This is a genomic window from Shewanella sp. SW24 (assembly GCF_025653395.1).
GTDB classification, from domain to species: Bacteria; Pseudomonadota; Gammaproteobacteria; order Enterobacterales; family Shewanellaceae; genus Shewanella; species Shewanella oncorhynchi.
Map to the genome: position 1 here is coordinate 111,662 of NZ_JAKKSH010000014.1, position 26,570 is coordinate 138,231.

Genomic DNA, 26,570 nt, shown 5'->3' on the forward strand with positions numbered 1-26,570 from the left:
GTAACTACTCTAGAGGTGTTAATGAAACTATCACGTGTGGTATGGCTGTGCCTATTATCATTGCCTTCGGCTGGCTATGCTCAGCCGATTAGCTTTACTGATGCTTGGCAGCAAGTGCTGAAGGTGAGCGACAAGTTGCAAGCGCAATCGCAGGAAGTTAACCGCGCTAAGGGTGAACAAGAGGCGGGCGAGAGCTTAAATTTGCCCTCATTAGACATTCGCGGTAACTATATTCATTTGGATAAACCGATTGAGTTTGATCTGAAAGAATTAAATTCTGTGGTTTCTATCCCGCCATCGCTTGGCGGTATTATTGCGGGTATTCCGCCGCTGCCCTTAAGTGAACAAGATATTTTTAGCGCCAGCTTACAGGCAATGTGGCCGATTTATACGGGCGGACAGATCACTGCGGCTCAAGGTATACACGCGGCTATGGTGGCCGAGAAGCAACAAGAATTACAATTGGCAACGCGTGATTTATTTACCCTGCTGGTGGACAGATATTACGCTGTCGATGTGACGTTGGCATTGGTGAATACTCAGACTGATCTGGTTGGCTCGTTAGCTAAGCATGTTGATCATGCTTTAGCACTAGAGCGCGAAGGGCAAATTGCTAAGGTTGAGCGCCTCAATGCTCAGGTCGCCCTAGACAATGCTAAAGTCAATTTAGGCAGTGCTCGTCGGCAACATGAAATGGCAGTGATCGCGCTGGCTCGTATGCTGCAGCAAAGTCAGGTGAGCACAAATTCTCCCTTATTTGTACTGCCACAGGCTCCTTCATTCGCTCAACTCAGCCAAATTACCCTGAGCCAACATCCGGCGCTCAAATTGCTCGAAGCGAAAGAAACGCAAGCGAACGGTTTAATAGCGTTGGAAAAAGGTAAATACCATCCAACGGTTTTCCTCTTCGGTAACTACACCTTGTATGAAGAAGACACACTCTTGACGAGCATCACACCTGACTGGATGGTTGGGGTTGGGGTCAATGTGCCACTGATCAGCCGCGATGGTCGTAGCGGTAAAGTCGAAGCGGCGAAAAGTGCACTCTTACAAGCTCGTTATACCAAGGCACAAACTAAACAAGACTTGAGCCTGCTGGTGGATCAAAGCTATCGCCAATTATTACAGGCCGAGGAAGAAGTGACGGCGCTTGATACTTCGCTCGAACTTGCTATTGAAAACCTGCATCTTAGGGAAATCGCCTTTAATCAAGGGCTTTCAACCTCTATCGACAGAGTCGATGCGGAGCTGAAACTGAGCGCAGTGAAAACTCAGCAATTGGCTGCCCGTTATCGTTATGTGCAAGCCTATGCCAGATTAATGGCCATCAGTGGTCAATTAGATGAATTTATCGGTCGTACCACAGCCCCTACCCAAGTGCAGGAGACAAACAATGCGCGCTAACAGAATACTTGCCCTTGTGGCGTTGGTCGCATTAGGCCTTATCTTAGCCTATGGACTCAAGCTCGCTTATAGCCCGCAGCAGAGTTTGTTGCAGGGCCAGATTGAAGCCCGTGAGTACAATGTTTCGTCCAAGGTGCCAGGCCGAGTTGAGCAAGTGCTCGTGCGCCGCGGTGATAGTGTTGCCCAAGGGGATTTATTATTTGCGATCCGCAGTCCTGAGCTAGATGCAAAGTTAATGCAGGCCGAAGGTGGTCGTGATGCCGCTAAGGCGATGCAGCTTGAAGCCAACAACGGTGCTCGCAGCCAAGAAGTGATGGCAGCCAAGGAGCAATGGCTTAAGGCGCAGGCGGCAGCAACACTTGCTAAAACCACTTATACCCGAGTCGAAAACTTATTTAACGAAGGTGTGGCGGCAAGACAAAAACGCGATGAAGCCTTTACCCAATGGCAAGCGGCAAAATACACAGAACAAGCGGCCTTAGCCATGTACCAAATGGCCGAGGAAGGTGCGCGGGCGGAAACCAAAGTGGCTGCGGCAGGTAATGCCCGTAAGGCTGAAGGTGCAGTGAAAGAAGTTAGCGCCATTATGGAAGATAGCCAAATGCGCGCACCTAAATCAGGTGAGATCAGCGACGTGCTGTTACAGGCGGGTGAATTGGCACCCAGTGGTTTTCCGATTGTCAGTCTGATTGATATGCAGGATGCTTGGGCCGTGTTCCAAGTGCGAGAAGACCAACTTAAACGTTTCAAAAAAGGTCAAACAATTCAATTAACGATTCCGGCACTCGGGCAGGATGTGGATTTTACTGTGTCCCATATCAGTGTGATGGGTGAGTTTGCCACTTGGCGTTCGACTGAAAGTGGCCATGATTTTGATATGCGAACCTTTGAAGTGGAATTGCGTCCAAACCAGCCGATTACCGATCTGCGTGTCGGCATGTCTGTGCTGCTGCGCAGTGAGTAAAAGTCGTGACTGAACGTACGCCTCACGCCAACGCGGCGGACAAGATTAAGGACGAATTACAGCCATCGAGCATAAGCTTTATGGCGTTGCTCACAGCGTTAGTTCGCCGTGAGCTGCGTGCCCTATGGCATGACCCTTGGCAGTTAGCGCTGATAAGTTATATTCCACTACTGGGGATTTTATGCTTATGGTGGTTATTCAGTGCAGGTCTGCCAAGGCAACTGCCCGTGGCGATTGTCGACCAAGATCATAGTCAATTGAGCCGCATGTTGACCCGTCAGCTTAAGGCAAACCCAGTTACCGATCCGCAAAGTTTTACCGACTTATCCTCGGCGATAAGCGCGATGCAACAGGCGAAAGTCTACGCTATTGTGGTTTTTCCCTATGATATGAAAAAGGATTTACTTACAGGCCATAAGCCTACAATTGATGTGCGCTACAACAGTCAATTTTTGCTGGTGGGTAAGTTACTCTCAAGCCAAATTCAGCTGAGTTTAGGCGACGGATTACAGCAAGTTGCGGGTTTAAAGCAGCTCGCAAATGGTACACCGAAATCCCAAGTCGCAGTGAATTTAAGCCCAGTCAAAAGCCAAACAACAGCCTTGTTTAACCGAAATAACAACTACATAGGTTTCTTAGTACCGCCAGTGCTGATTGCGCTGTGGCAGTTGTTATCTATGTTAGTGATGGCAAACAGCTTAAATCGAGAGTTGCATTTAGCGCCTACCACTCAGGCCGATGGCATGTCGAATCTCTTAACTGAACATTTTTGGCCTAAGGTGTGGGCGAAAATGGTGCTGTTTACGCCGATATTGATGCTGCAGGGCGGCTTTATTTTAGCTTGGCTGTATTTGTATCTTGCTCTGCCGATGGCGGGGAGTTTAGCCCTATTATTGCTCGCGCAATTAGTCATGTTATTGGCAGTCTGGAGCTTAGTGTTATTAATATTTGTAGTGATGCGTGACAGTGCGCGGGTCATCAGCTTTTGTACCGCTTTATTTGCGCCAGCGTTTGCCTTTATGGGCATTACTTTCCCGACTCACGAAATGCCGCAATTAGCCCAGTGGTGGCGACTTATCATGCCATCGAGCCATTATATTGAGTCCCATGTTAGTATCGTGAGTTATGGCGCTACTTGGCCAAGTGTAGCGAGCCAAATCACTAGCTATTGGGGCTTTATTTGTCTGATACCTTTGATATATTTCCTGTCGCGTAAATTACTGTCTACCACAGTTAACAGCAATGCAGCGGTGACAGTTCATGACTCGGACGCAGCTATATCTGCGAAGGGGCAATAGGATGAATTTATCCAAGAGCGAACACGCAAACACACCACGTCAGCTCAGTCTGTGGCGACTGATCCTCACTGAGTTTAAGGCCATTATTAGCGATAAAGCGATCGCTGTTACCTTATTTGGCGGTGTACTGTTTTATTCGGTTTTGTATCCTTTGCCCTATCTGAATCAAGTGCCGACCGAGCAACAACTGATCGTGGTGGACTTAGATCATTCTTCCCTAAGTCGTCAATTGATCCGTCATGCCGATGCCAGCGCAAAAATTCAAGTCATAGGCCAAGTCGGTTCGATTACTGAGGCGAAGCGTTTTATTGAGACGCGTAAGGCCCACGGCTTACTCGTGATCCCAGAAGGATTCCGCCGCGATTTATTGCTTGGTAAAGGTGTGACGCTAAGCTATGGCGGTGATGCTAGTTACTTTTTGATTTATTCCGCGGTTGTTGAAGGCTTAGTTAGCGCTGGAATGGATGCGGGTAAACAAGTGCAATTGATTGGCATGCTTGCTCAAGGACAAAATCCTAAGCAGGCCCAAGAGAGTTTAAACTCGCTTCATCTTAACAGTGTACCTGCCTTTAACCAGAGCCTAGGTTATACGCCCTATGTGGTACCTGGACTGTTCTTGCTGATTTTGCACCAAACCTTACTCATAGGTACTGGAATTTTAGGGGCCGGGCAATGGCGGCATAAAGGGTATTGGCAGCAGGTGTCACCGGTGCAATTAGTCTGTGGTCGTATTCTTGCTTTCATGTTGATTTATATCTTCTTTACCAGCTTTTATGTGGGTTATTGTTATCACTGGTATCACGTGAGTATTCAAGCGAGCCTTGGCTTAGTCGCGCTGTGGTTATTGCCCTTTTTACTCGCCACCGCCGCCGCAGGTGTTGCCATGAGCACCTTGTTCACCCGTCGCGATTTACCGACACAAGTGTTGCTGCTGATCTCTATGCCCATCCTATTCGTGTCCGGTTTTGTCTGGCCGATAGCCCTCATTCCCGAGCCTTTAGTGCTAGGTTCGCAGTTTATTCCCGCCGTGCCCGCGATTATGGGCATGCTAGAACTCAATCAAATGGGCGCAAGTTGGGCGAGTGTGATGCCAAAATGGCTGCAACTCTGGGGCTTATTTGCGGTCTTTTTCGGCCTAGCGATGTTGGGGATTAAGCGCAGAGTGAGATTGTTGGCTGAAGCTAATTAGCTTTGATGGACTCGCGGGACAGAGTATCTCGCGAGTGTTTACTGGGCTTGAACTTTACAGGGGCTGTTTAGGTACTTCTGTAATTAATCTTTAGAAGTAAAGACTTTCTACAATTTTACCATCGACGAGCATATCGCACTTATCGCCTGAGCTCGACTTAGTCGCTTGAATGACGCCGGCAATCGCGCCAAATGCGCCACCTTGGCTGCTGAGCACTGAACCGAAATAGCATTGGCTAGAAATTTTGAAATCCTTGTATTTACCGCTCAAATTTTGAGTCGGAGTATAAGGCGGGAAAGTGCCTTTCATAACAGAATCGCCATTCACTGAGAGTGAAATGTTTTTGCGTTCTGTATCAAAACTGCCACCAAAAACTAAGTTAACACCCTCGATTTCAACGGTTTTTTCTTGAGCGATAATAGGTGGTTTTGCGGCGCAGGCGGCGAGAAAACAGCTGCCAATGGTCAGAGAGACTAAAGTAATTTTACGCATTTCATCTTCCTTTTGATGCGATAAAACAAATGAAGCGGTTGCTTCGCAAATTAAACTGCCCCTGTTTAATTTTTGCCGGAAGATTATATCTATATCTGCCTTATTTCCAATAACAAATTTAAAACAAGTGAAAAAATTATTCAGTATTGAGCTTGTCCTTCGGCATGTCATCAGCCTTACTGTCATATTCTAGTAGCGTGTCTTAGTGTTCAAACTGCTTTAAGCCATCTTTATCCTTGTCTATTCTATTCCGTTAATTTAACGCTCATCGTGCAGATAGCCATCAAACGGCCCTTATTGGGTTGTCTTCTTGTTGGTTTTGGGGGAGAATGCGCGCCGAAAAAATAACCGAGATACTCAGTATCTCGGTTATTTTTTATTTATGGCGTATGTGTTTTAAAACAATTGAGGCCGGTAAACATCCGGAAATGATATGAGGTTCAGTTGAACCTATTTTACTGAGGAAAGACCAATGGGGCTGTTGTGTACCGGATTGTCGGTAGTTGTTGTAAATCAAGTCGTTGCGTTAGCCATTAAACCGAGAGTGCAGACGGTTAGCCGCAAGCAAAAACTAATTGCAGATGCGTGCTTAGGTGTTCAACCCTGTACAATGGGGGTGTGCTGATGAGCCAACAAAATCCGGGTTTGAAGCAGACCCTCAACTTATGGCAAGTGGTGGTGATGGGGCTTGCTTATCTCACGCCGATGGCCGTTTTTGATACCTTTGGTATTGTTTCCGAGATCACCTCTGGCCATGTGGCTACGTCTTATCTATTCGCATTGGCGGGGATTTTATTTACCGCGTTTAGTTACGGTCATTTGGTACGTAAATATCCCTATGCGGGTTCAGCCTACACTTATGCTCAAAAAACCTTTAGCCCGAATGTTGGTTTTATGGTGGGTTGGTCATCGCTGCTGGACTATATGTTTATGCCAATGATCAATATGTTGCTCGCAAAAATCTATTTAACCGCCATGTTTCCCAGCGTCGAACCTTGGATCTTTATTTTCGCTCTTGTGACCATAATGACCTTGCTTAATCTCAAGGGGATTGATCTCGTCGCGAACTTTAATGGGGTGATAGTGTTTGCACAGATCGCTATTATTGTGGTGTTCATTGGTCTAATGGCCTATAGCATTTCCCTCGGTGAAGGCGAAGGTGTCGTTGCGAGTGTGCGACCATTTTATGCCGATAATATGGCGATGGCGCCATTATTCACAGGGGCGACGATTCTGTGTTTCTCCTTCCTCGGCTTTGACGGGTTAAGTTCACTGACTGAAGAAACTAAAGATGCTCAACGTGTTATTCCTCGCGCGATTGTGTTGACGGCTTTACTCGGTGGCGTGATTTTTGTTGGCGTGTCTTATTTTTTGCAGCTCTATTTCCCCGATATTTCCCGCTTTCAACAGCTTGATGCGGTATTGCCTGAAATTGCACTCTATGTGGGTGGTAATCTATTCCAGTCCATCGTATTAGTCGCGACCACTGTTGCTGTATTGGCATCCGGTATGGCTGCCCATGCTGGGGTTGCACGGATTTTATATGTGATGGGGCGGGATAATATGTTGCCACGTAAAGGGTTTGCTTATATCCATCCTAGATGGCGAACCCCTGCATTTAATGTCTTGTTGGTGGGTGCGCTTGCGCTGTCTGCCGTTTCATTTGATTTGGAAATGGCGCTAGCCTTAGTGAATTTTGGCGCTTTAGTCGCTTTTACCTTCGTAAACTTAGCCGTGATTGTGCAGTTTTACCTAAGGGATCGACGTAATAAATCTTTTAGAGACCACTTACAATACTTAGTCTTGCCATTGTGTGGCGCGGGTACTATTGGTGTACTTTGGGTGAACTTAGAACCACAATCATTAGAGCTGGGGCTCATTTGGGCGGCAGTGGGAGCGATGTATTTGGCTTTACGGAGTTTCCGTTTACGCCGTGCAGTAGAGCTATAAAATTAGTGAGTGTCATGGCTCATAGATGCACAGCTATAACTAAAGATGTGTAGTAGATCTAGGGCTGTGGGTTGTAATTCTCGAATAAAATCCTCCAATAAAAAGACCCGCATTCGCGGGTCTTTTCAGTTTGCTTAATTGAGTTTTAAAGCGCTGGTACTGTGAAACCTAAGCCATCAGTGACCACATTTTTAGGGGTCGTGACTTTCACCGATACGCTGGTGTTGGCCGATGCCGTAAATTTCAGTGGTGAACCTAGACTGCCTTTCGCATACACAGTATTGGGAACCTCGAAGGTTTTAGGGGTTCCAGCACAATCCACGCAAAGTTCGATACTTGTCTGAGCTGGCATGATTTGATTCGCACTGTCGTGGACAAATACTACAAATTCAGAACTAGCACCAACGGCCACAGGTTTGATGTCATTCACACTCGGCAATAACACACCGTCTTGCATCACACTGATATAAGCCTGTGAGCCTGACATGCTCATTACTAAGGCTTTGCGGATATAGGTTTTATTGGCTTGGCCTTTGCCGCAGAGTGCGCTTTCGCATTGTGGACCGTTAAATTTACCATCGGCAAAACTATATTCTTTTGCTTGAGTATTCCAAAATGGTTCGGCTGAATTCCTAATGCCATCTTCATTGTCATCCCTAAACGCATCACCTAGATCACTAAAACCACTAGGAAGATAGGCTTCGATGTCCATACCATTGCCTGTGCATTTTTTCGCAACGCCTGAATTCGTTAAACAAGCCAAGTCAGGCACAGGCGTGCCATTGATGTCTTTACTAACATCAGCATCATCAAAGATGTTATTGCCATTGGTATCGAAGAAGGTTTCGTGACCTAAGGCATAAGCAAGAATCGTGATGCGGTGATCGGGTACTCGTGCCGTTTGTGAAGTCCAAACAACGCTACAAGTCCCATTTTTAGTTAAACATGATGTTGGGATCTGGCCACCTTCTGTCGTGAAGTTGACAGCAGTATCATCGGGCGCTGGATTGCCAAAACTATCGGAGGCTCGAATGGTGATCGTTGCGGTTTCACCATTAAAGTCACCCGCTTCTGGATTGAATACTGTCGTTGATAGACTAAATCCAAGTTGTTGAGGTAGACCAGTATTCACGGTTAACTGTTCAGATTGGCTAGTGATGACTTCTTTAGTATCAGTATCAACAGCAGTGGCGACCACGCGCACAGGCGTGGGTACTGTGCCGGATAATACGCGCACACTGGCGATACCTTGGGAGTTAGTCAGGCTTTGCGCATTCGCAGTGCCATTGGCAAAACTTAAACCACCGACAACCGTATCTAAGGTAAAGCTGACATTCTGTTGCGCTGCGGGTTGGCCATTGGCGCTGGTGACTTTGAAGCTGACTAAAGAGGATTCGCTTGAACCCGTACCGCCCGCACCTTTAATGCGAATTTGTGCCGGCTCTGCCGACTCAAAACTTAAGCTGGCAAGCGTTTGGCGTTGTAGAGTAAATGGGAAATTCGCCGTTAACGTCTGATTGCCCGCTACTGTCGTGGCGACGATTTGGTCGCTACGTTCACTGTTGCCACTGCAACTTGTGTCTTGGAAGGTCGAGCCCGCATTACCCGATAAGGTTGTAACTGGGGTATCGAGTGTGGCGCTATTGTTTGTGGTGCAATCTGAGCTAAAGCTGATGGAAGAGGGTGTTTGTACTCGCGTAACCGTGCCGTCATTGGCCTCTAATACTAAACTTGCACTTACACCAAAACTACCGCCTGCACTGATTTTATATTTGCCATTGGCATCGGCGGTTAAGGTGCTCGCCAATTGACCTTCGGTAAAGACTGCACCATTGAATGAGCCGATTTTCAGCGTGCCTTCTTGATTGACGGCATCTTTACTCAAGACTTCATACAAACTGCTGGTTTGCAGCAATTGACCTTGATAGTCCACAGTGACCGTTAAGGCATTTGCCCCTAATTCAGTTGCACTTGGCGTATAGGGGACCTGCGCAATACCTTGAGTGTTGGTCAACGCACTGGCAGGATTGAGCGCCGCTGAACCTGCAGTAAAGGTGACTTTAGCGCCTTCGATACCTTTGCTTTCGCTATCGAGCAATATGGCTTGTAATTGCACCGCCTCATCGACTTTAAAGCGAGTGACTAAGGCTGAGCTGCTTAAAATACTGGCGCTGAGTTTAGGTGCAGCAGGAGAAGTACCATCGCTAGCACTTAAAAACTCAAAATTGCGGGTAGCTGTTAGCGCCGTTGTGGAATCATTTGGGGTTGTCGTTGCAGTAATTATCCCTGCATTGACAAGTAAATCAGGATTACTAACGATAATAATGGCTTCACCGTTATTGTCTGTTAGTTTGCTATTAGGTGTTAATACGCCAAGGTCTGTCGTAAAGTCTACTTTCTGATTGCTCACTGTAGCTGAGCCTTTCTTTAACTTCGCGACTGCGCAAAAGCCTGTGTCTTTAGGGAAACTTTGGAGTGAAGTGACACTGCCGCATTCAGAACCCGATAAGGTTTTAAAGTCGATAGACAGTTTATAGATACCGTCAGTGGCATCTGTGCCACCGTTATCTTCGTCCGCAGGGCCGTTACAGGCCCCGAGTCCAAATAGTCCAATAAAAAGCAAAGCTAGGCTACATAACGTTTTGCTAAGTCGCATAAGCAACATCCTTGTGGGGCTGAAGTTAATTAGTCTTGGATTTCGCTGCGTAGATATTTAAACAGCTCTTTAGATGATTTTGATTCAGGGCCTTTGGCCAGTTCTTTGGTGGCTTGACGCACCAAAGTACGCAGTTTTTGTCTGTCTAATTGCGGATAATGCTCGACGACAGTTTGAATCTCATCATCACCTTGGGTGAGTAAGCGTTCACGCATTTTTTCGAACATTTGTAACTTAGCGGTCTCGTTGTTGTTTTTATTCAACACGATAGCGAGTGAAGCCTTGATTGGCTCAATATCAAAATTACGCATCAATTTGCCGATATACTGCATGTGGCGACGATACGCCTCAGTATTGACTTTGATTTTGCGTGTTTGCAGGATAGCGTCGTACAAAAACTCATCCAGCTCGATTTTATCTAGCTGAGTCTTGCTCAGTGAAACAAGCTCCATACCGACTTTTTGCACGGCTTCACTATCACGCTTGTCCGTTGTTTTGCTGCTGACATAATCTTCATCTATGTCGTAGGGCTGTTTAAAATGTTCTGAATCACCAACAATCTTCATATAGATAAAACCTCAAGTAATTTACTGGCTAATAATAACATCTCCAGCCAAAAATCGCCTAGGTGAATGTGCTTAGGATACGCTCTCAAGCCTAAGTCAGCCGCGAATAATTAATGTGAATGGGATTTGTGTTTGTTATGCTACGGCAATTGCCGACAACGAAAGAGTAGCTTTGTGTCTTTGAACAGAATCGATAGTGAATTGGGCGCGCTGAAAGATGCGGTGGCCGTGGCGCTGGAATATGCCAACAAATTAGGAACGAACGCTGCCGAAGTGGCGATCAGTAAACAACAAGGTTTGTCGGTTTCTACCCGTTTAAAAGAAGTTGAAACCGTTGAATTTAATAAAGATGGTGCCTTAGGAATTACGGTTTACCGCGATGGTTGCAAGGGCAGTTCATCGACGTCGGATTTAAGTCCAGAGGCCATTGCCCTCGCGGTAAAAGCGGCCGACGATATCGCCCGTTATACTTCTCCTGATCCATTCAGTGGTCTTGCCGATAAAGCCTTGATGGCAAATCAGATCCGCGATCTTCAACTGTATTATCCACAAGATATTTCCCCCGATGAGTTAGCACAACTAGCGATCCGCGCTGAAACTGCAGCGCTCGATGCCGATCCACGTATCAATAATTCCGACGGCGCCAGTGCCAATGCTCACACCGCGGTTAAAGTGTATGGCAACAGCCACGGTTTCTTAAACGGTTATTGCAGCTCGCGTTATAGCTTAAGCTGCAGCGTGATCGGTGAAGATAGCGAAGGCAATATGCAACGGGATTACGATTACACTATCGCCCGTAAATTCAGCGAGATGCTTGCACCTGAAACGGTAGGTTTAAAGACCGCAGAGAAGACAGTAAGCCGCCTCGGTGCGCGCAAGATCGCGACGACGCGTTTACCCATTTTATTAGCGCCAGATATCGCCACAGGGTTAATCGGCCACTTTATCGGTGCGATCAGCGGTGGCAGTTTATACCGTAAATCCAGTTTCTTATTGGATTCGATCAACACCCAAATCTTCCCCGATTGGTTCAATATCGAAGAGCAGCCACATTTACTGGGTGCTCTAGCGAGTGCGAACTACGACAGTGAAGGCGTGGCGACCCAAGACAGACGCATTATTGACCGCGGCATGTTAGAAACCTATTTACTGACCAGCTACTCGGCGCGCAAGTTAGGCTTAACCAACACGGGCCATGCGGGCGGTATTTATAACTGGACGCTCGGCCACACAGGCCAAACCTTCGACGAATTGGTGAAAGACATGGGCACAGGTTTGATTGTGACCGAAGTCATGGGCCAAGGCGTGAACATGGTAACGGGCGATTATTCCCGTGGTGCGGCGGGTTTTTACGTTGAAAACGGTGAGATCCAATATCCAGTGGAAGAGATCACTATCGCGGGTAACTTAAAAGAGATGTTCCGTGGCGTGCAAGCCGTGAGTAAGGATTTTGATCTGCGCTCATCAATTCGTACCGGCGGTATCTTGTTATCTGAAATGAAGATTGCGGGTAACTAATCCATAGTGTAACTCGTTCAGCCGTGCTGCATAGTGCGCTTAAGTCGTCTCAGTGCTTTAGTGCAAGTACTTTAGTGTTAGTGGCATGAATGTGGTTTGAGCATAAAAAAGGGCAAGCGATTAATCACTTAATCTGCTTGCCCTTTTTGTTTAACGTTTGGATTAGAGCTGTTCGGCCTAAAAATCCGCGCCGTTAAAAACCATGTGGTTAAAAACTCTGTTGTTAAAAACAGTGCCTTTAAAATCAGTCGTTAAAATGCATAGCTTGCGCTGAGTTCGAACGAGCGACCTGCACCGGCAATTTGGTTAAAGCCATTGGTATTATCGGCCTTAAATTCCGCTACACTTACGCCGCCCAGTGGCAGCTCATAGTAGCTGTCGAACACGTTATTCACGGCGAAGGTGACAGTCAGATCCTGCCATTTCATACTGCTGTTCAAATTGAGCAAGGAGTAGCTGTCTGTTTCATTTTCAAGGCGGCGGTCATCTACGCGATCTTTGGTCGCAACCCATTGCCATGAAAGACTGTTTTCCCATTGACCTAACTGATGTTGCAGTGCCAGCTCAGTTTGCAACGGCTTGATTTGATATAAAGGTTCATCACCTTCATCTCGCTCGCCACGGGTTACATTCACTTTGCCTAACACTTGCCATTTACCTGTGCTGGTTTCGGCAAACTTATAGAGCGCATTAAAACGTGCGCCATAGAGATTGGCATCTAAGTTAGTGAATTGGAGAATATTGCGTTTGCCATCAGGCGAACTGGTGCGATTGAAGCTACCAATGACTTCGGCATCGACATAGTCAGTCACAGCTGTGTACCAAGCTGTGGTCGAGACTTGCCAGCTATCATCGTTATATTTGTAGGCTGCGCTCAGGGTATGGGCGGTTTCTGGTTTAAGATCCGGATTACCCACATAACCATTACCATCACCATACCAACCTATCATAGTGGTCGCCATAGTGCCGCGGCCCCAGCTATAACGTTCGTACAGATTAGGTGCACGATTCTTGCGGGCTAAACCAAACTCAAGTTGATGATTGGTCGATAATTGATAGCGCGCCAGTAAGGTGGCATCGATCAGATTATCATCACGTTTTCTGTCCATCGCATTAAAGGCTTTTGCCGCTTCGGCGTCGACATTGGGCGTGCCCATCATAGGCATGTTGCTATAGGCTTGGACTTCACCGGTATTGGTGGTGACATACTCAAAGCGAACACCCGCCGATAACCACCAGCTTTGACTTAAATCTTGCTGCCATTCGCCATAAACGGCAGCACGGCGGCGTTCACCATCGTTGATGTTGATGTAGTCATTGGGCGCCATCATAGTGCCAGGCACCGCAGGCCAAACATCGTCGAGCTGGTAGCTATAGTATTCTTGGCCGACCAGTAAGGTGCTGTCATCACCCATTGGCAAACGCCAGTGCAGTTGATAGCTGTAGTCATCACCTTCAGTGTTCATTGGCATCTTGCCGGTTTTTTCTGGAGTGAAAAAGCCCATCTCGTGTTTCACGCCGTGCCAGTTTACTTGGGCACTGAATTCACCGTCATCGTCGAGTTTGAGTTGATAACGGGCGAGGGCACCGTAACTCTTGTTATCCGTCATATCCATGTATTGGTTAGCAAAACCTTGGAATGGAATATTTTGGTGGGTCAATTTGATGGCAACTTCTTGAGTCTCATCGCGCCATGCGGCGGTCAGTGCATGGTTTTGTGCGCGGTACAGGGTATCGATGACTTTATCGCCATTACCATCTTTATAGCTGTTGGCATCTTCATAGGCGCCTTGATAGCTAAGACTGACATTTTTGCTGGCGACTGTGGCGTTGGTGCCGAGTAATAAGGTGTCACTCACACTGCGATATCCCGTTGAAATATCGCCACTATTCCACTTGATAGCCTCGCTTTCACCAAATTTAGGGTTAAGGCTGCTAACCTTGATCACACCCGCAATATTGTCGCCACCGGCACTGACTGGCGATACGCCCGCAATGACTTCGGCAGTGGTGATTTGATTGGCGGAGATATAGGACAGCGGTGGATTCATTTGGTTTGCACAGGACGCGGTAATGTCCGCGCCATCAACCAGCACTTTGATGCGATCGCCCATCATGCCATTGAGGATAGGTAGGGCCGATACGCCACCCGCTTCGGAGAAATCGACTCCTTGCCCTTTCAGTAGATTTTCAGCCGAGCCTAAGGTGTTACGGTTTTCGGTCTGTTGGCCATGGATCTCTAAGCGTTCAATATTGGCTAATTCGCTGTCGTCAGCCATGGCCTGTGGCGCTAGCGATAAGCCCATGGCGATTGCGAGGGATGAGGAAATTACTGAAGTTTTAAACGGGTGAGATAAATACGCAGAATTTGCAGCCATCTTATTGTCTTCCATTCACTTGGATTAATTGCGCTGCATTATAAAGAGCATCTCAGTGTGGCAGGTGCGGCATATTGTCGCAGAGGGTAACAAAGCGAGTTAAAACATCAGAATATGGCTTGAGCAGAAGACAAGTTTTCCACTTTTTAATCAGTTAGGCATGATTCTCTTAGCTCTTTATTGGTACCTCAATTGATAAAAGGTCCAATAGAACTCTGCGTTAGCGGTACTTTTTGTGATTTAAGCTAGCCAAAATACTTGCTATACAAGCGCTGAGTTTCACCTTGGGAATCCATAGTGGCGAGTGCTTTGGCAAATTCAAAGACTTTAGAATCTGGTGTTAACACTGTGGGACTGTTATCTGGGCTGATGGGGATATCAGCGCGATAGTTGGGGTTGTGTCTACCGCGGTAGTGGCGGCTTTTTTTCGAGAAACCGAGGTACATTTCCTGAGGTAATTCGCTGTAGTGATAGTGGAGTTTAAACTGGCTTTGGTCGCGATTTTTGAGGTAATAATGCAAAGTGGTTTGATCATAAATAAAAAAGTCCCCTTGGTTTGAAAGCAAATAATCCAAGGCTTTAGGGACGGTTAACTCAGGCGGTTTGCGTACCTTGATTTTGTCGGGTAAGCCGCCAAAGTCGTAACTGCCGGGAGCGATTAAGAGGGTCATCTCATTATGGGCTAACTGCTCAATGGAGCGAATATCGGCGGCGCCAGCACGGCTAATGCCAATCGCACGTTGTGAAAGTCCATTGGGGATAAAATGCGCGTATTGAGCCCGCTCTTCGGTGAAATTAAGGCCGGGATAAAAATCGATATTGCCGAGTTTGAGATCCCGCAGAATACGTAATTTAGGTGCGCGCACCACATTGAGTTTGCAGCCAATCTTGTCCGCCGCCGCTTGGTAGAGTTCGTGATAAAATCCCGTGTTATTGGACTCGTCTCCGATAAAGGGTAAGCGTTCGCTGGTGCGATACCCCATAGTCATCACGCAGGAGTCTGAACTGGAAAAAGCGTTGGCAAGCGGGGTTTGAAGCATTATCAGTAAAAACAGTGCGCCGAGCCAAGGTTGAGCGACTAACACGGATGTCAAATTGATCTCCTTATCTGTCGATTACAAAGTGTAACCTGAGTGCCAATAAAGGTTATGGCAAAATCCACTCACTAAACCTATTAATAAATCTTATTGATTATTAAGCTAATATATTATTTTTGTTTGAATAATCTATCATACTTTCCTACTAGTCAAAGTCATTTTTTATGTTGGAGTGCACAAACTCTGTACATCTGATTTGATTGCGTTATAGTTTGCGCTGTTAGGCTATGGGCTTAACTTTCATTAAGCAGTGAGGCATAAAATGACTAAGCAAAAACCGCAAAATATGCCCTTAGAACACGAAAGTGGTCGAGGCACCATTACCGATAACGCACTCAAAGCGTTAGTGACGAGTCCCTTGTTTAGGACCCGCACCGAGAAAGCGAAAAAGGGCAAAGGGTCATACGATCGCAAAGCACAAAACCGAAAGGGGCATCAGCACAAGGGCGATGCCCCTTTTGACTTTCTAGGTCTGCGCTTTTGTTAATCAGCTTTTTTACTGCTTTAGTTCGCTGTTTTAGTCTGCTGTGTTAGTGCCTCGTTAATCCTGCCAATTCATGCTCCTCCACCTGCCTTTACGCCAATCTTTACGCTTAAATCAGCCTTATTATTGATACTCCTTGTTGGAGGTTAATTGTACTTTCGCCCTGAGCGAGTATGGTGAACGCTTAGAGCGTTTTAGCGAAGGAGATGCACATGGCACAGCAATATCGAGTTGAACACGACACTATGGGTGAGGTTAAAGTCGCCGCCGATTGTTATTGGGGCGCACAAACCGAGCGTTCGCGGCAGCACTTTCGTATTGGTGCTGAGGCATCTATGCCTGTCGAAGTGATCTACGCTTTTGGCTATTTAAAGAAAGCCGCCGCTATTACCAATCAACAGCTTGGCGTCTTGCACCAAGATAAAGCTCAACTGATTGCCCAAGTGTGCGATGAGCTGATTGCAGGCGAACTCGATGCGCAATTTCCTTTAGTGATTTGGCAAACGGGCTCGGGCACGCAAACCAATATGAACGTCAATGAGGTGATTGCCTATCGCGGCCATGTGCTCTCGGGCGGGCAACTCTCCGATACGGTTAAATGTTTGCACCCCAATGATGATGTTAACCGCTCGCAATCCTCCAACGATACTTTCCCCACCGCCATGCACATTGCCGCCTATCGCCAAGCGGTTGAGCTCGTTTTGCCCTGCATGAGGTTATTGCAGCAGAGCTTGCAGGATAAGGCCGATGAGTTTGTGCACCTAGTCAAAATCGGTCGCACACATTTTATGGATGCAACACCGTTAACGTTAGGCCAAGAGTTTTCGGGTTACGCCGCGCAGTTAAGTCATGCCATCGAAGGCATTGAGCACAGTCTCAAGCGGGTGGCCGAGTTAGCTTTAGGTGCGACCGCCGTCGGCACTGGGCTGAATACACACAAGGATTACGCCGTTAAGGTGGCGGACAATATTGCAAAACTCACGGGTTTGCCCTTTGTGACGGCGCCGAATAAGTTTGCTGCCCTTGCTGCCCACGATGAATTAGTCGCCCTATCGGCGGCCTATAAAGTGGCGGCGGTTAGTTTAATGAAGATCGCAAATGATATTAGGATGTTAGGTTCTGGCCCGCGCTGCGGCATTGGTGAGTTATTACTGCCTGAAAATGAACCCGGTTCGTCGATCATGCCGGGAAAAGTCAACCCGACTCAGGTCGAGGCTATGACTATGGTGTGCGCGCAAATCATGGGTAATGATGTCGCCGTTGGGATTGGCGGCAGCAATGGTCAGTTTGAGCTCAATGTGTTTAAGCCGATGATCATCGCCAATGTGCTGCAATCGGGGCGCTTATTGGGGGATGCTTGCCAGTCGTTTAATGACCATTGCGTAGTCGGCATAGTGGCGAATGAGCCACAAATCGCGCAGCATGTGGAGAACTCACTCATGTTAGTGACAGCGCTAAATCAACATATCGGTTATGAAAAGGCCGCTAAGATAGCTAAAAAAGCCCATAGTGAGCATAAGACACTGCGCCAAGCGGCATTAGAACTTGAGTTTGTGACTGCAGAAGAGTTCGAGGTTTGGGTCGATGCCAATAAGATGTTGGGACCCGATGCTTAATGCTTAATTCAAAACGTCTCATCCTAGCTGCTGATAAATCAGCGAAATTGAGGCTGGCAATGAATCAATATCGTGGGCCAAGACAGTGTGAAGAAACAGTGGAGTAAGGATGCTGAAGCATTCGCAGTGTTAATGCTTACGAAATGATAAAAACAAAAAGCGAACCAGAGGTTCGCTTTTTGAGTCATAGCCTGTCCTATATCAGAACGGCTTAGTCTTGAGTGTCAGCATCTACCACTTCAGCCCATAGATCGTGCTCATCTGAATGGGTGATGCGGGCACGAACCAACATACCGGGTTCCAGCTCAGTTTCACCATTGATAAACACCATGCCGTCGATTTCAGGTGCGTCGGCGAAGCTGCGGCCAATGGCGCCTTCTTCGTCTACATCGTCAATCAGAATATCTAAGGTGCGGCCAACGAAACGGGCTAAACGCTCGGCGCTGATCTCGGCTTGGACTTCCATAAATCTATGGTATCTGTCTTCTTTCACTTCTTCGCTGATAAGTTCGGCGATGGTGTTGGCGACAGCGCCATCGACTTCTGAATACTTAAAGCAACCGACGCGATCGAGGCGGGCTTCACGTAAAAAGTCGAGTAGCATTTCGAAGTCTTCTTCGGTTTCACCTGGGAAGCCGACGATGAAGGTCGAGCGGATCACGAGATCTGGGCAGATTTCACGCCAGCGTTGAATCGCTTCTAACTGACGGTCAACACGGCCAGGGCGCTTCATCATCTTGAGGATGCGTGGGCTTGCATGCTGCATTGGAATATCCAAATACGGCAGGATTAAACCTTCCGCCATCAAGGGGATTAAATCGTCAACCCATGGGTAGGGATAGATATAATGCAGACGCACCCAAGCGCCCATTTTACCCAGTTGGCGCGCTAGGCTAGTGATGTCTTGCTTGACTGGCATACCGTTCCAAAAATCGGTACGACCGCCTTTGTCTTTGCCGTAGGCTGAGGTGTCTTGGCTGACGACTAGAATTTCTTGTACACCTGATTCTACTAAACGCTTAGCTTCATCTAAGACGCTGCCCGCAGGGCGGCTGTCGAGATCGCCACGTAGTGAAGGAATGATGCAGAAAGTACAACGGTTGTCGCAACCTTCTGAAATCTTTAAATAAGCGTAATGCTTAGGCGTTAACTTAACCCCAGTTTGTGGGATTAACGAGGTGAAAGGGTTGTGCTCTGGCTTAGGCACGTACTTGTGAACGTGCTTCAACACGGCTTCGTAGCTGTGTGGGCCTGTGATTTCTAACACATCTGGGTGCACTTCGCGGATTTGGTTTTCTTTGGCGCCAAGGCAGCCAGTGACGATCACTTTGCCGTTTTCTTCTAGGGCTTCACGCACTGCGTCCAGAGATTCTTCCACCGCGGCATCGATAAAGCCGCAGGTGTTGACGATAACTAAGTCGGCATTGTCATAGCTGTTAGTCACTTCGTAGCCGTCGATGCGTAACTGAGTCAGAATACGCTCTGAATCCACGAGGTTTTTTGGGCAGCCCAAAGACACGAAACCGATGCGATTCCCAGTGGTAACAGCATTAGTGCTTGCTGCTTCTAATGTTTTTGCTGGGGTATCAAGCGTGGTTGTTTGCTTGGGTTTAAAAGTTTCAACAGTCATGGTTTCTCGCTGGGGTATAAGCTGCCTTAAAAAAGTTGGCGGATTATACCTGAAGTGATTAAAAGGTACAGTATGTTTGGCTGAAAAGTGTACAACCAAGGCGTTGAATATGCCAGTTAACCCTATGACCTATTCTGGGTGTGGATATAGGCATGTCTGCCAAAGATCCGCAGTTGATCCCATCGGGATAAAAAGATCTAAAATTTTTTTAGAAAAATTAACCCTTTTTAAAATTGGCCGCGTTTATAGGGGCAAGAGACAATTTCTTGATGCTGTTACATATTGGCACAAGTATTGGCACTTTTTACTGATAGCCTAAGCGCTAAATAAGCGACACAGTCGTTTTAGCCGTCTCGTTTTGAATATGCGTTCTATTTGAAGTGGTTTAGGTATAAGCACATTATTTTGGAGTAAGTTATGAAAAATTCTCTTTTAGCGGTATTGGTGGCGGGTGGTCTTTTTTCTAGCGCGTTTATGGCGCCAGCGGTACTCGCCGCTGAGGTCGATTTCCCGCATATTGAAACCATGGGTGTGAGTCAAATCCAAGTCGAGCCCGATATGGCGGATGTGAATGTGGAAGTGGCCGTGACCGAAAAAACCGCTAAAGCCGCCAAAGATAATTCCGATGCCGCCGTGGCTAAGTTTATCGCCCGTCTCACCGCAGCGGGTGTGACTAAAGATCAGATCCAGAGCGCGAATTTAAATCTTCAACCGCAATACGTCTATGTGCAGGATAAAGCGCCAGAGCTGACGGGTTATACTGCCAGTCGCCAAATTACCGTGTCGGTAACAGACTTAAGCCGCTTGAATGCTATTTTAGATTCTGCCTTAGAAGAGGGTATGAATCGGGTGAATAACATCGCCCTTAAGTCGAGTAAAGAAGCTGAATACGTCGCCAAAGCACGTCAAGCTGCGATTGTGGATGCCAAACAAAAAGCCGAATCTTTGGCTAAAGGCTTTGGTGAAAATCTCGGTAAGATCTGGCAGATCCGTTATTACGATCAACGCCCTGTGCAACCGGTCATGTTACGCATGAGCGCTAAAGCCGATGCCATGGGCGCCGCCGAGAGCTATCAGTACGGCCAAGTGAGCATAGAAGATAGAGTTGAAGTGGTTTATAAACTGAAGTAAATCAGTCTGAGGTATATGGTGATGGATGAAGCTCCTATTGAGATTCATCCATTTTTTTATGCCGTTTACAATCGTTTTATATTTTTGGAAATAGCATTCTTCACTCTATATGTGATGGATTTTATTAGGATGATGAACAGTAAAAACTGGCAAATTTAAGTATTTATCCTCACACTAGTAAGGTTAATGTTTAGGAGGCCGTTTATGGATTTTCCCGCTCGAATAAAGCAACAAACTTGCATGGATTGCTTAAGTGGTAAGTCATTAGGATTTGAAATTCGAATGGCATTTCAACCTATTATCCATTGGCCTAGTCGTGAGATTAGCGGTTATGAAGCTCTGGTTAGAGGCCCTGATGGTGAAGGGGCTGCGTGGGTGTTTGAGCGGATTAATGAAAATAATAAATACTATTTTGATCAGGCTTGCCGTGTTAAAGCGATAGAAACTGCTTCAAAGCTGGGACTCGATAAGATGCTCAGTATCAACTTTTTACCTAATGCCGTATATAACCCTGAGACCTGTATCCGCGCGACGATTGAAGCCGCCGACATGTATGGGTTTGATATTCACAAAATCATGTTCGAAGTGACAGAGGGCGAGCAAATTGTTGATCGGGCAAAATTAGTCCGTATCTTCGAGAGCTATGCTAAGCGTGGTTTTATCACGGCAATCGATGATTTTGGCAGTGGTTTTGCTGATTTAAGCTGGCTCGAAGCCCTACGCCCTCAAGTATTAAAACTTGATATGACCTTGATCCGTGATATCGATCTCGATAGAGAAAAGCAGTTAGCCGTGGATGAAATACTGCGTATTTGTTTAGAGCTTAATACAAGAGTTTTGGCCGAAGGCATTGAGACTGAAGCCGAACTTAATTATCTCGCTGGAATAGGGATTGAGTATTTTCAGGGGTATTATTTTGCCAAACCACAACTCGAATATTTGAGTTCCTATGAAGAGCTGAGCTTTCACGCCCCAAAGTAAATGGTTAGGTGGATTGATATCGTTGCACGATTAGAGTGATAACACGTGCAGAGACACGATGGATAATTCTTTGTTTCTGATATCGGCTAACTGATATATCATGCGCCACCTAAAATTGCCCTTGTTACCTATTCGCTACTATGTCTTCCAACGCGCTCTATACCGATTTATCCGGTTATTACGATTTAATGTGTTCCGATATCAACTACCAGCAACAGAGCGCGAGTATCCATCGTCTGCATCAGTTCCTCGGCAATAATGGTAAGCAACATCTTGATTTAGCCTGTGGCACTGGTCCACATGTGCGGCATTTTATCGACCTTGGTTATCAGTGCAGTGGCCTTGATATTAATCAGCCTATGCTAGACATGGCCATGCGTCGTTGCCCTGAAGCTCAGTTTAACCTCCAAGATATGACGGCTTTTTATTTAGAAGAGCGCGTCGATTTGATTACCTGTTTTTTATATTCCATCCATTACAGTGCTTGCATCGAACGCCTTAAAAGCTGTATCGCCAGTGTGCATAGCGCACTTAATGACGGTGGGCTGTTTTGTTTTAATACTGTCGATAAGCACAGAATCGATAACACAAGTTCGGTTAAGCATTTTGCCGAGTTTGATGGTAGTCATTTCGCCTTCGAATCCGGCTGGCATTACAGTGGGCAAGGTGAGAAACAGTCATTAAAGTTGAGTATTGCCAAAAGCAGTCAGCCGTTTGCTGATGTCTCGCCTTTACCTGTCTCTGATATGAAAGGCTTAGGCTCGCTGGAAGCTGGGTTACACGCCGCAGGTTTACAAGAAGTGGGTTTACAAGAAGTCCACAGTATTGAGCAATGGCAAGACCAACATGCTATGGTCGCTACCAGCTTCACTGAGCTGCAGGAATTGTTAGCGCCCTATTTTGAAGTGCATGTTTTCGAACACGATTATGAAAGAATTGTCCCGTGGGATTTAGCATCAGGTAATGCGCTGTTTGTTTGTGTGAAGATTTGACCTTCTGTTGAAGTTTGATAACAGAAGGTCTGCTCATAATGTCAGTGTGACTTGTTAAATCTCGCTTCTCTTTCAGTCTGTTTTTATTTAAAGCCAAATTAAAGTTGTAGGCTTCACTCTTGATTTTTCATCAAGAGTTGACCAAAGGGGAAAGTACCAGTTCCCCTTTTGGATATTCCTTGCCAAATAACGTCCATGTTTAACAATCAGTTCGTCATCCATAACTCTTGTTCATAACGCTGCCGCACAGTATTCCCGTTAAAGCTTGCTTTAATAAACTTGTTTTAATAAGTAAGTCGCACAATATAAATGATAATGTAATTAATTAAATGTAATAATTTTGTGTGTTTATTTTGTTACCTATGAAATAGTTACAATTTCACAGGCAATAAATACATTAAGACAGAATTAGCACGGCTTTAGTGTAAGTATGAAAAAAGTTTCATGTGTTTTATAAAAATAGTTAACTCGAATTTAAAATATTAAAATAAATCTATGGTGTTGATAAGTATGGTTATTATTTTCATTGTGTATTGATCTGAGTGTGGTTTTGCGAGGTTGGCATTATTTTTGTAATGTCCTTAGTGTATTTAAATAATTAACTAGGAGTACTTTATGAAAAATCCCATTCTTACTTTAGCTGCCATTATTTCTTTAGCCTCTTTTAGTGCATATTCTCATGCAGATAACATGAGCAACAGTGATGCCGCAGAAAACGGAATCTATGTCGGCGCTAACTACGGTTATTTAAAAGTCGATGGCGATGATGATTTTGATGATAATAGTGATGTAATGCAGGGCCTTGTTGGTTATAAGTTTAATAAATACCTTGCTCTTGAAGGTAGTTACATTAACTTTGGTGATTATGGTAATGGTTTAGCCAATGCCGAAACCGATGGTTATACGGCAGCCCTTAAAGTCATGTTTCCAATTGTAGACAGAGTCGAGTTATACGCTAAAGCTGGGCAGCTATGGTATTCCACCGATTATAAAGTCGTAGGCTTTTCTGGAAATAAAGATGATGAAGGTGTATTTGCGGGTGCAGGTGTTGCATTTAAAGTCACAGACCGATTTTTAATTAATGCTGAGTACACTTGGTATGATGCAGAGATTAATGCGGATAATGTAGCTAATGGTGCAAATACAGAAACGGACTTTAAACAAGCAAGTTTAGGTGTTGAATATCGATTCTAGATATTTTTAATACTTAAAATTAAAGTACTAATCATCGAGGTGTAACACGCTAAGTGTTATACCTTTTTTACTTTAATATTATCTTGATGGTAGATGTTATTGGATTTAATAAGAAATGTTGAGAGCTATTTACAAACAACAATATAATGCACTTTCCATTTTTGCCTACAATCTGTTATGGCGAAAATTGCTTGAACGAGTACCATTAAAAATGATGGGACGATATAGTGGACAAAAATCAAACTAATTCATTAAAAAAGGCGTTTTAAAACATGCAAACCCCACCGATTTTAGGCATGGGAGGATTGCCTATCGTCACTAGGACGATGACAATCAGTACATTTATATCGAAAGCCTTGTTCTAAAAGAGCAGAAATCTGGTATCGTCTTACTATGGTCAAATACAGATAATTCATGGTGATAGTCTCTTATATCTATGGTTAACATAAGTATGCTTTTGAGTAAACTATGGTTGAAAATAGAACTGATAGATTGAGATTTGCACTCTTGGGCGTTAATCTTGCTTCTATTCTCCGATTAGAGTATCGCACTTCGGAGTTGAATTTTAGTTATCTTAATTATGGTATAGCAAAATGAGTAAAAAAATATTTACAGGGAAAGTAACAGGTCATTATAAAAATGGTCAACTAAGGATTGAGGAAAATTATGAAGATGGAAAGTTAGATGGTATTCGTAATAGTTATTATGAAAACGGTCTGCTAGAAAAAGAAGAAAATTATAAAAATGGAGTGTTAGATGGTATTTGTAATAGTTATTATAAAGACGCTCAGTTAGAAAAAGAGGGAACTTATAGAAAAGGCACTAGAGAAGGCATTTATAAGCATTATTGGTCTAATGGAAAACTAATGGAGGAAAAGTTTTATGTAAATGGGAAAGAAGAGGGTATTTGTAAAAGCTATTATAGAAACGGTCAGTTAGAGTCGGAATTGACTTATGAAAATGGGACTTTAGAAGGTGTTTGGAAATATTATAATGAAAATGGTCAAGTAACAGTACAAATTTTTAAAAATGGGAAAGAAGACGGTTTTTATCGAACTTATCATTGTAATGGTGAACTAGAGAATGAAGCATTGTATATAAATGGAAAATTAGAAGGTGTTTGGAGGTGTTATAATGAAAATGGTAGATTAACAGTGGAAAAAACCTATGTTAATGGTATTAGAAATGGTCTGTTTAAATATTATAATGAATACGGTAAATTAGAGGCGGAAGGCGTTTATAAAAATGATCAATTAGATGGTCTTTATAAAGCCTATGATGAGGAAGGAATATTGCAAGCTGAGGAATATTATAAAAATGGAGAGCGAGAGGGGCTTTTTAAGAGTTATCATAAAAATGGTATAATAGAAGTAGAAGGAACTTATGAAAATGGTAAGAAAGAAGGTATTTGGAAAAGCTATAATGAAGATAGTCATTTAATTCAAGAAACGACTTATAATAATGATTAGTTAGATGGAATCTTTAAAAAAATTGCAGCAATTGACAATTAGTGTTGGAAGAAATAAATCTTGTCCTCCATTTGTAGCGAAGATATAAATCAGGCCACCCAATATAAAACAAGAAAATAATGTACTTTCAGTTAGCATCCAAGTGACTAAAAGTCACTTAGCGGCTAAATAGCTTGCGAGGTATTGCTCCAGAGGATGAGGACTAACTCAATTAGCCTATTTTGCTGAAAAACTTAGATTTTTAGTAAAAAATACCTAAGCCATTCTCTTGTTGGCTGTTGTGAAAGGCATGGTTAATGATGCAGGATTGAAATCAGCCAGCGTTGAGGTGCTGACAGCATTTGGCAAAGTGCCGTCGTCGCTTTTCTAAGTGTTCGCAGTAATCAGTCAGTTCTTGCAAGGTTCCCACAGGGCCATGAAATAGCTTACCAAACTCGGTGGTAAGCTTAAGCCAATTGTCATGGTGGATATTTAATCTTGTCAGTAACTTGGCGCTATTTTCAGTGATTGCACCTAGTTTATCATTTCGAATAATTCGACCGGTATCATCCACCAATTGAAGGTAATCTATTAATGAAAACGTAATGCCAATGGGTTGGTTATCGCGTTCATTGCCGATAAAAGGCAATAGATTTTTGGGCTGCTCATCTTTCAATGCCGCCTGAATTCGAAGCTGAATACTGGCATGAGCTGATCGCTCCAGTGTATCGGCCATTTGGGCTCTGATGGGATTCAAATCCACATAAGTCATACAGGCTAAAACGGCAGCTTCATCAAGTAGAGCTTGATTCTCTATAAAAGAAATAGGTAAATCGACCTTCCCAAAAACGCCCAGTACAGTTATCTTCTTGATTTGCTTGTCTTGCTATCGGCTCGTTTAAGCAACGCATGAACCAACTGATATCACATAAGCGGTGCGATAAATGGCGATTGAATGCCTTAATCTGTTGACCTCGTCCGCTTCAACCAACCCACCTTTGGCGAATTTTTGCGTTAATTCATCGCCTTTAAATAGCTTATGCCATTGCTCAAGCACCTCCCTGTCGCTCCTGCGGTTTGCTGTCTCTACATCAATGCGTAAAACCACATGTAGATGATTGGACATCACCGCAAAGGCCGCCACATCTATTGCAAAAACGGCTTCGAGTTCAAACAATAGCGATTCTACCCAAGCGCGGCGATGGTCATGGTTTTTACCTGAGTAACGATCATCGCCACACAAAAAAGCACGTCGAACGACACGACTGCAACAGTGATAAAAAGGGGTGTCTTCAAGACTAATCTGAGTTCTGCGAGGGCGCGGCCTACAAACCTCTGTAGTGGCACACTAATTTTGGCCACCTAAATAGAGGTGATATTATTACCTCGTAGATGACTTTAGGTGAACACATGAGATCGACAACCAGAAAAACATTTAGTGCTGAATTCAAACTTGAAGCAGCCCAATTAGTCCTCGATAAAAACCATAGCATCATCGAAGCTGCAAAGGCGATGAACGTAGGTAAGTCCACTATGGATAAATGGGTGAGACAGTTAAAACTAGAACGCCAGGGTGGCACAC

At 45.1% G+C, this 26,570-nt stretch carries 20 protein-coding genes and 2 pseudogenes; 14 read left to right on the top strand and 8 right to left on the bottom strand.

All coding sequences use genetic code 11. The annotated features are described in order from the left end of the window. The first annotated feature begins 21 nt into the window (after positions 1-21). The 4 genes from L5M17_RS13330 to L5M17_RS13345 all read left to right on the top strand — a co-directional run bounded on the left by L5M17_RS13330 (position 22) and on the right by L5M17_RS13345 (position 4,855). Complete coding sequence (locus L5M17_RS13330) at positions 22-1,404, top strand: TolC family protein (RefSeq protein ID WP_263148066.1); 1,383 nt, start codon at positions 22-24, stop codon at positions 1,402-1,404. Further along, entirely contained in the window at positions 1,394-2,368 is a 975-nt protein-coding gene (locus L5M17_RS13335; protein WP_263148067.1) for an HlyD family secretion protein, read from the top strand. The genes L5M17_RS13330 and L5M17_RS13335 overlap by 11 nt, the downstream gene beginning before the upstream one ends. A gap of 80 nt (positions 2,369-2,448) precedes the next feature. After that, positions 2,449-3,666 (top strand): ABC transporter permease, encoded by a 1,218-nt coding sequence (locus L5M17_RS13340; protein ID WP_263148083.1) that lies wholly within the window; start codon positions 2,449-2,451, stop codon positions 3,664-3,666. A 1-nt stretch (position 3,667) separates the two neighbouring features. Beyond that, positions 3,668-4,855: an ABC transporter permease gene (locus L5M17_RS13345; protein ID WP_263148068.1), complete on the top strand. Its 1,188-nt coding sequence runs from the start codon at positions 3,668-3,670 to the stop codon at positions 4,853-4,855. A gap of 90 nt (positions 4,856-4,945) precedes the next feature. Here the strand turns inward: L5M17_RS13345 and L5M17_RS13350 are convergent, their stop codons facing one another. Continuing rightward, positions 4,946-5,347: a hypothetical protein gene (locus tag L5M17_RS13350; protein ID WP_107402714.1), complete on the bottom strand. Its 402-nt coding sequence runs from the start codon at positions 5,345-5,347 to the stop codon at positions 4,946-4,948. Between the two features lie 624 nt (positions 5,348-5,971). Here L5M17_RS13350 and L5M17_RS13355 point away from each other — a divergent pair. Next, complete coding sequence (locus tag L5M17_RS13355) at positions 5,972-7,297, top strand: APC family permease (protein ID WP_263148069.1); 1,326 nt, start codon at positions 5,972-5,974, stop codon at positions 7,295-7,297. A 145-nt stretch (positions 7,298-7,442) separates the two neighbouring features. Here L5M17_RS13355 and L5M17_RS13360 read toward each other — a convergent pair whose 3' ends face one another. Then, the gene (locus tag L5M17_RS13360) at positions 7,443-9,953 is read right to left on the bottom strand and encodes an Ig-like domain-containing protein (RefSeq protein ID WP_263148070.1); all 2,511 of its coding nucleotides are present in this window, start codon (positions 9,951-9,953) and stop codon (positions 7,443-7,445) included. A gap of 29 nt (positions 9,954-9,982) precedes the next feature. Beyond that, positions 9,983-10,519, bottom strand: a complete 537-nt coding sequence (yjgA, locus tag L5M17_RS13365; protein ID WP_105251298.1) for a ribosome biogenesis factor YjgA — start codon at positions 10,517-10,519, stop codon at positions 9,983-9,985. Between the two features lie 174 nt (positions 10,520-10,693). On the opposite strand from yjgA, the gene pmbA reads away from it, so the two are divergent. Further along, the gene (pmbA, locus tag L5M17_RS13370) at positions 10,694-12,037 is read left to right on the top strand and encodes a metalloprotease PmbA (RefSeq protein WP_105251299.1); all 1,344 of its coding nucleotides are present in this window, start codon (positions 10,694-10,696) and stop codon (positions 12,035-12,037) included. Between the two features lie 251 nt (positions 12,038-12,288). On the opposite strand, the gene L5M17_RS13375 is transcribed toward pmbA, so the two are convergent. Together L5M17_RS13375 and L5M17_RS13380 are read right to left on the bottom strand one after the other, a co-directional pair. Next, the gene (locus L5M17_RS13375; protein WP_263148071.1) at positions 12,289-14,415 is read right to left on the bottom strand and encodes a TonB-dependent receptor; all 2,127 of its coding nucleotides are present in this window, start codon (positions 14,413-14,415) and stop codon (positions 12,289-12,291) included. A gap of 245 nt (positions 14,416-14,660) precedes the next feature. Next, positions 14,661-15,509, bottom strand: coding sequence for a substrate-binding periplasmic protein (locus L5M17_RS13380; protein ID WP_317629591.1), 849 nt, complete (start codon positions 15,507-15,509; stop codon positions 14,661-14,663). Positions 15,510-15,774: 265 nt separating this feature from the next. Between L5M17_RS13380 and L5M17_RS13385 the strand changes: the two genes are divergently transcribed. Both L5M17_RS13385 and fumC read left to right on the top strand, forming a co-directional pair. Then, positions 15,775-15,999: a ribosome alternative rescue factor ArfA gene (locus L5M17_RS13385; protein ID WP_131523432.1), complete on the top strand. Its 225-nt coding sequence runs from the start codon at positions 15,775-15,777 to the stop codon at positions 15,997-15,999. A 209-nt stretch (positions 16,000-16,208) separates the two neighbouring features. Then, positions 16,209-17,612, top strand: a complete 1,404-nt coding sequence (fumC, locus tag L5M17_RS13390; RefSeq protein ID WP_263148073.1) for a class II fumarate hydratase — start codon at positions 16,209-16,211, stop codon at positions 17,610-17,612. A gap of 211 nt (positions 17,613-17,823) precedes the next feature. On the opposite strand, the gene rimO is transcribed toward fumC, so the two are convergent. After that, a complete protein-coding gene (rimO, locus tag L5M17_RS13395; protein ID WP_263148074.1) occupies positions 17,824-19,242 on the bottom strand; it encodes a 30S ribosomal protein S12 methylthiotransferase RimO in 1,419 nt (472 codons plus the stop codon). Between the two features lie 417 nt (positions 19,243-19,659). Between rimO and L5M17_RS13400 the strand changes: the two genes are divergently transcribed. The 4 genes from L5M17_RS13400 (at position 19,660) to L5M17_RS13415 (ending at position 23,540) form a co-directional block, all read left to right on the top strand. Then, the gene (locus tag L5M17_RS13400; RefSeq protein ID WP_113940062.1) at positions 19,660-20,373 is read left to right on the top strand and encodes an oxidative stress defense protein; all 714 of its coding nucleotides are present in this window, start codon (positions 19,660-19,662) and stop codon (positions 20,371-20,373) included. A 204-nt stretch (positions 20,374-20,577) separates the two neighbouring features. Next, positions 20,578-21,354 (top strand): EAL domain-containing protein, encoded by a 777-nt coding sequence (locus L5M17_RS13405; RefSeq protein WP_113940061.1) that lies wholly within the window; start codon positions 20,578-20,580, stop codon positions 21,352-21,354. A gap of 140 nt (positions 21,355-21,494) precedes the next feature. Next, positions 21,495-22,346, top strand: a complete 852-nt coding sequence (locus tag L5M17_RS13410; protein WP_173496462.1) for a class I SAM-dependent DNA methyltransferase — start codon at positions 21,495-21,497, stop codon at positions 22,344-22,346. A gap of 615 nt (positions 22,347-22,961) precedes the next feature. Then, entirely contained in the window at positions 22,962-23,540 is a 579-nt protein-coding gene (locus tag L5M17_RS13415) for a porin family protein (RefSeq protein WP_263148076.1), read from the top strand. Between the two features lie 305 nt (positions 23,541-23,845). Here L5M17_RS13415 and L5M17_RS23145 read toward each other — a convergent pair. After that, a pseudogene (locus L5M17_RS23145) lies at positions 23,846-23,956 on the bottom strand (IS30 family transposase); the annotation flags it as partial. A 177-nt stretch (positions 23,957-24,133) separates the two neighbouring features. On the opposite strand from L5M17_RS23145, the gene L5M17_RS13420 reads away from it, so the two are divergent. Further along, positions 24,134-25,009, top strand: a complete 876-nt coding sequence (locus L5M17_RS13420; protein ID WP_263148078.1) for a toxin-antitoxin system YwqK family antitoxin — start codon at positions 24,134-24,136, stop codon at positions 25,007-25,009. A gap of 313 nt (positions 25,010-25,322) precedes the next feature. On the opposite strand, the pseudogene L5M17_RS13425 reads toward L5M17_RS13420, so the two are convergent. Then, a pseudogene (locus tag L5M17_RS13425) lies at positions 25,323-26,291 on the bottom strand (transposase). A 107-nt stretch (positions 26,292-26,398) separates the two neighbouring features. On the opposite strand from L5M17_RS13425, the gene L5M17_RS13430 reads away from it, so the two are divergent. Next, the coding region (locus tag L5M17_RS13430; RefSeq protein ID WP_263148087.1) for a transposase at positions 26,399-26,570 on the top strand (172 nt) is incomplete at its 3' end.

Bases quoted from the DNA above. Each gene is read 5' to 3' on its own strand.
- L5M17_RS13405 (WP_113940061.1), top strand. From the start codon at position 20,578: ATGGATTTTCCCGCTCGAATAAAGCAACAAACTTGCATGGATTGCTTA.
- L5M17_RS13340 (WP_263148083.1), top strand. From the start codon at position 2,449: ATGGCGTTGCTCACAGCGTTAGTTCGCCGTGAGCTGCGTGCCCTATGG.
- L5M17_RS13375 (WP_263148071.1), bottom strand. From the start codon at position 14,415: ATGGCTGCAAATTCTGCGTATTTATCTCACCCGTTTAAAACTTCAGTA.
- L5M17_RS13350 (WP_107402714.1), bottom strand. From the start codon at position 5,347: ATGCGTAAAATTACTTTAGTCTCTCTGACCATTGGCAGCTGTTTTCTC.
- L5M17_RS13410 (WP_173496462.1), top strand. From the start codon at position 21,495: ATGTCTTCCAACGCGCTCTATACCGATTTATCCGGTTATTACGATTTA.
- L5M17_RS13355 (WP_263148069.1), top strand. From the start codon at position 5,972: ATGAGCCAACAAAATCCGGGTTTGAAGCAGACCCTCAACTTATGGCAA.
- rimO (WP_263148074.1), bottom strand. From the start codon at position 19,242: ATGACTGTTGAAACTTTTAAACCCAAGCAAACAACCACGCTTGATACC.
- L5M17_RS13400 (WP_113940062.1), top strand. From the start codon at position 19,660: ATGAAAAATTCTCTTTTAGCGGTATTGGTGGCGGGTGGTCTTTTTTCT.
- L5M17_RS13385 (WP_131523432.1), top strand. From the start codon at position 15,775: ATGACTAAGCAAAAACCGCAAAATATGCCCTTAGAACACGAAAGTGGT.
- L5M17_RS13335 (WP_263148067.1), top strand. From the start codon at position 1,394: ATGCGCGCTAACAGAATACTTGCCCTTGTGGCGTTGGTCGCATTAGGC.
- L5M17_RS13360 (WP_263148070.1), bottom strand. From the start codon at position 9,953: ATGCGACTTAGCAAAACGTTATGTAGCCTAGCTTTGCTTTTTATTGGA.
- L5M17_RS13420 (WP_263148078.1), top strand. From the start codon at position 24,134: ATGAGTAAAAAAATATTTACAGGGAAAGTAACAGGTCATTATAAAAAT.
- L5M17_RS13415 (WP_263148076.1), top strand. From the start codon at position 22,962: ATGAAAAATCCCATTCTTACTTTAGCTGCCATTATTTCTTTAGCCTCT.
- yjgA (WP_105251298.1), bottom strand. From the start codon at position 10,519: ATGAAGATTGTTGGTGATTCAGAACATTTTAAACAGCCCTACGACATA.
- fumC (WP_263148073.1), top strand. From the start codon at position 16,209: ATGGCACAGCAATATCGAGTTGAACACGACACTATGGGTGAGGTTAAA.
- L5M17_RS13345 (WP_263148068.1), top strand. From the start codon at position 3,668: ATGAATTTATCCAAGAGCGAACACGCAAACACACCACGTCAGCTCAGT.
- L5M17_RS13330 (WP_263148066.1), top strand. From the start codon at position 22: ATGAAACTATCACGTGTGGTATGGCTGTGCCTATTATCATTGCCTTCG.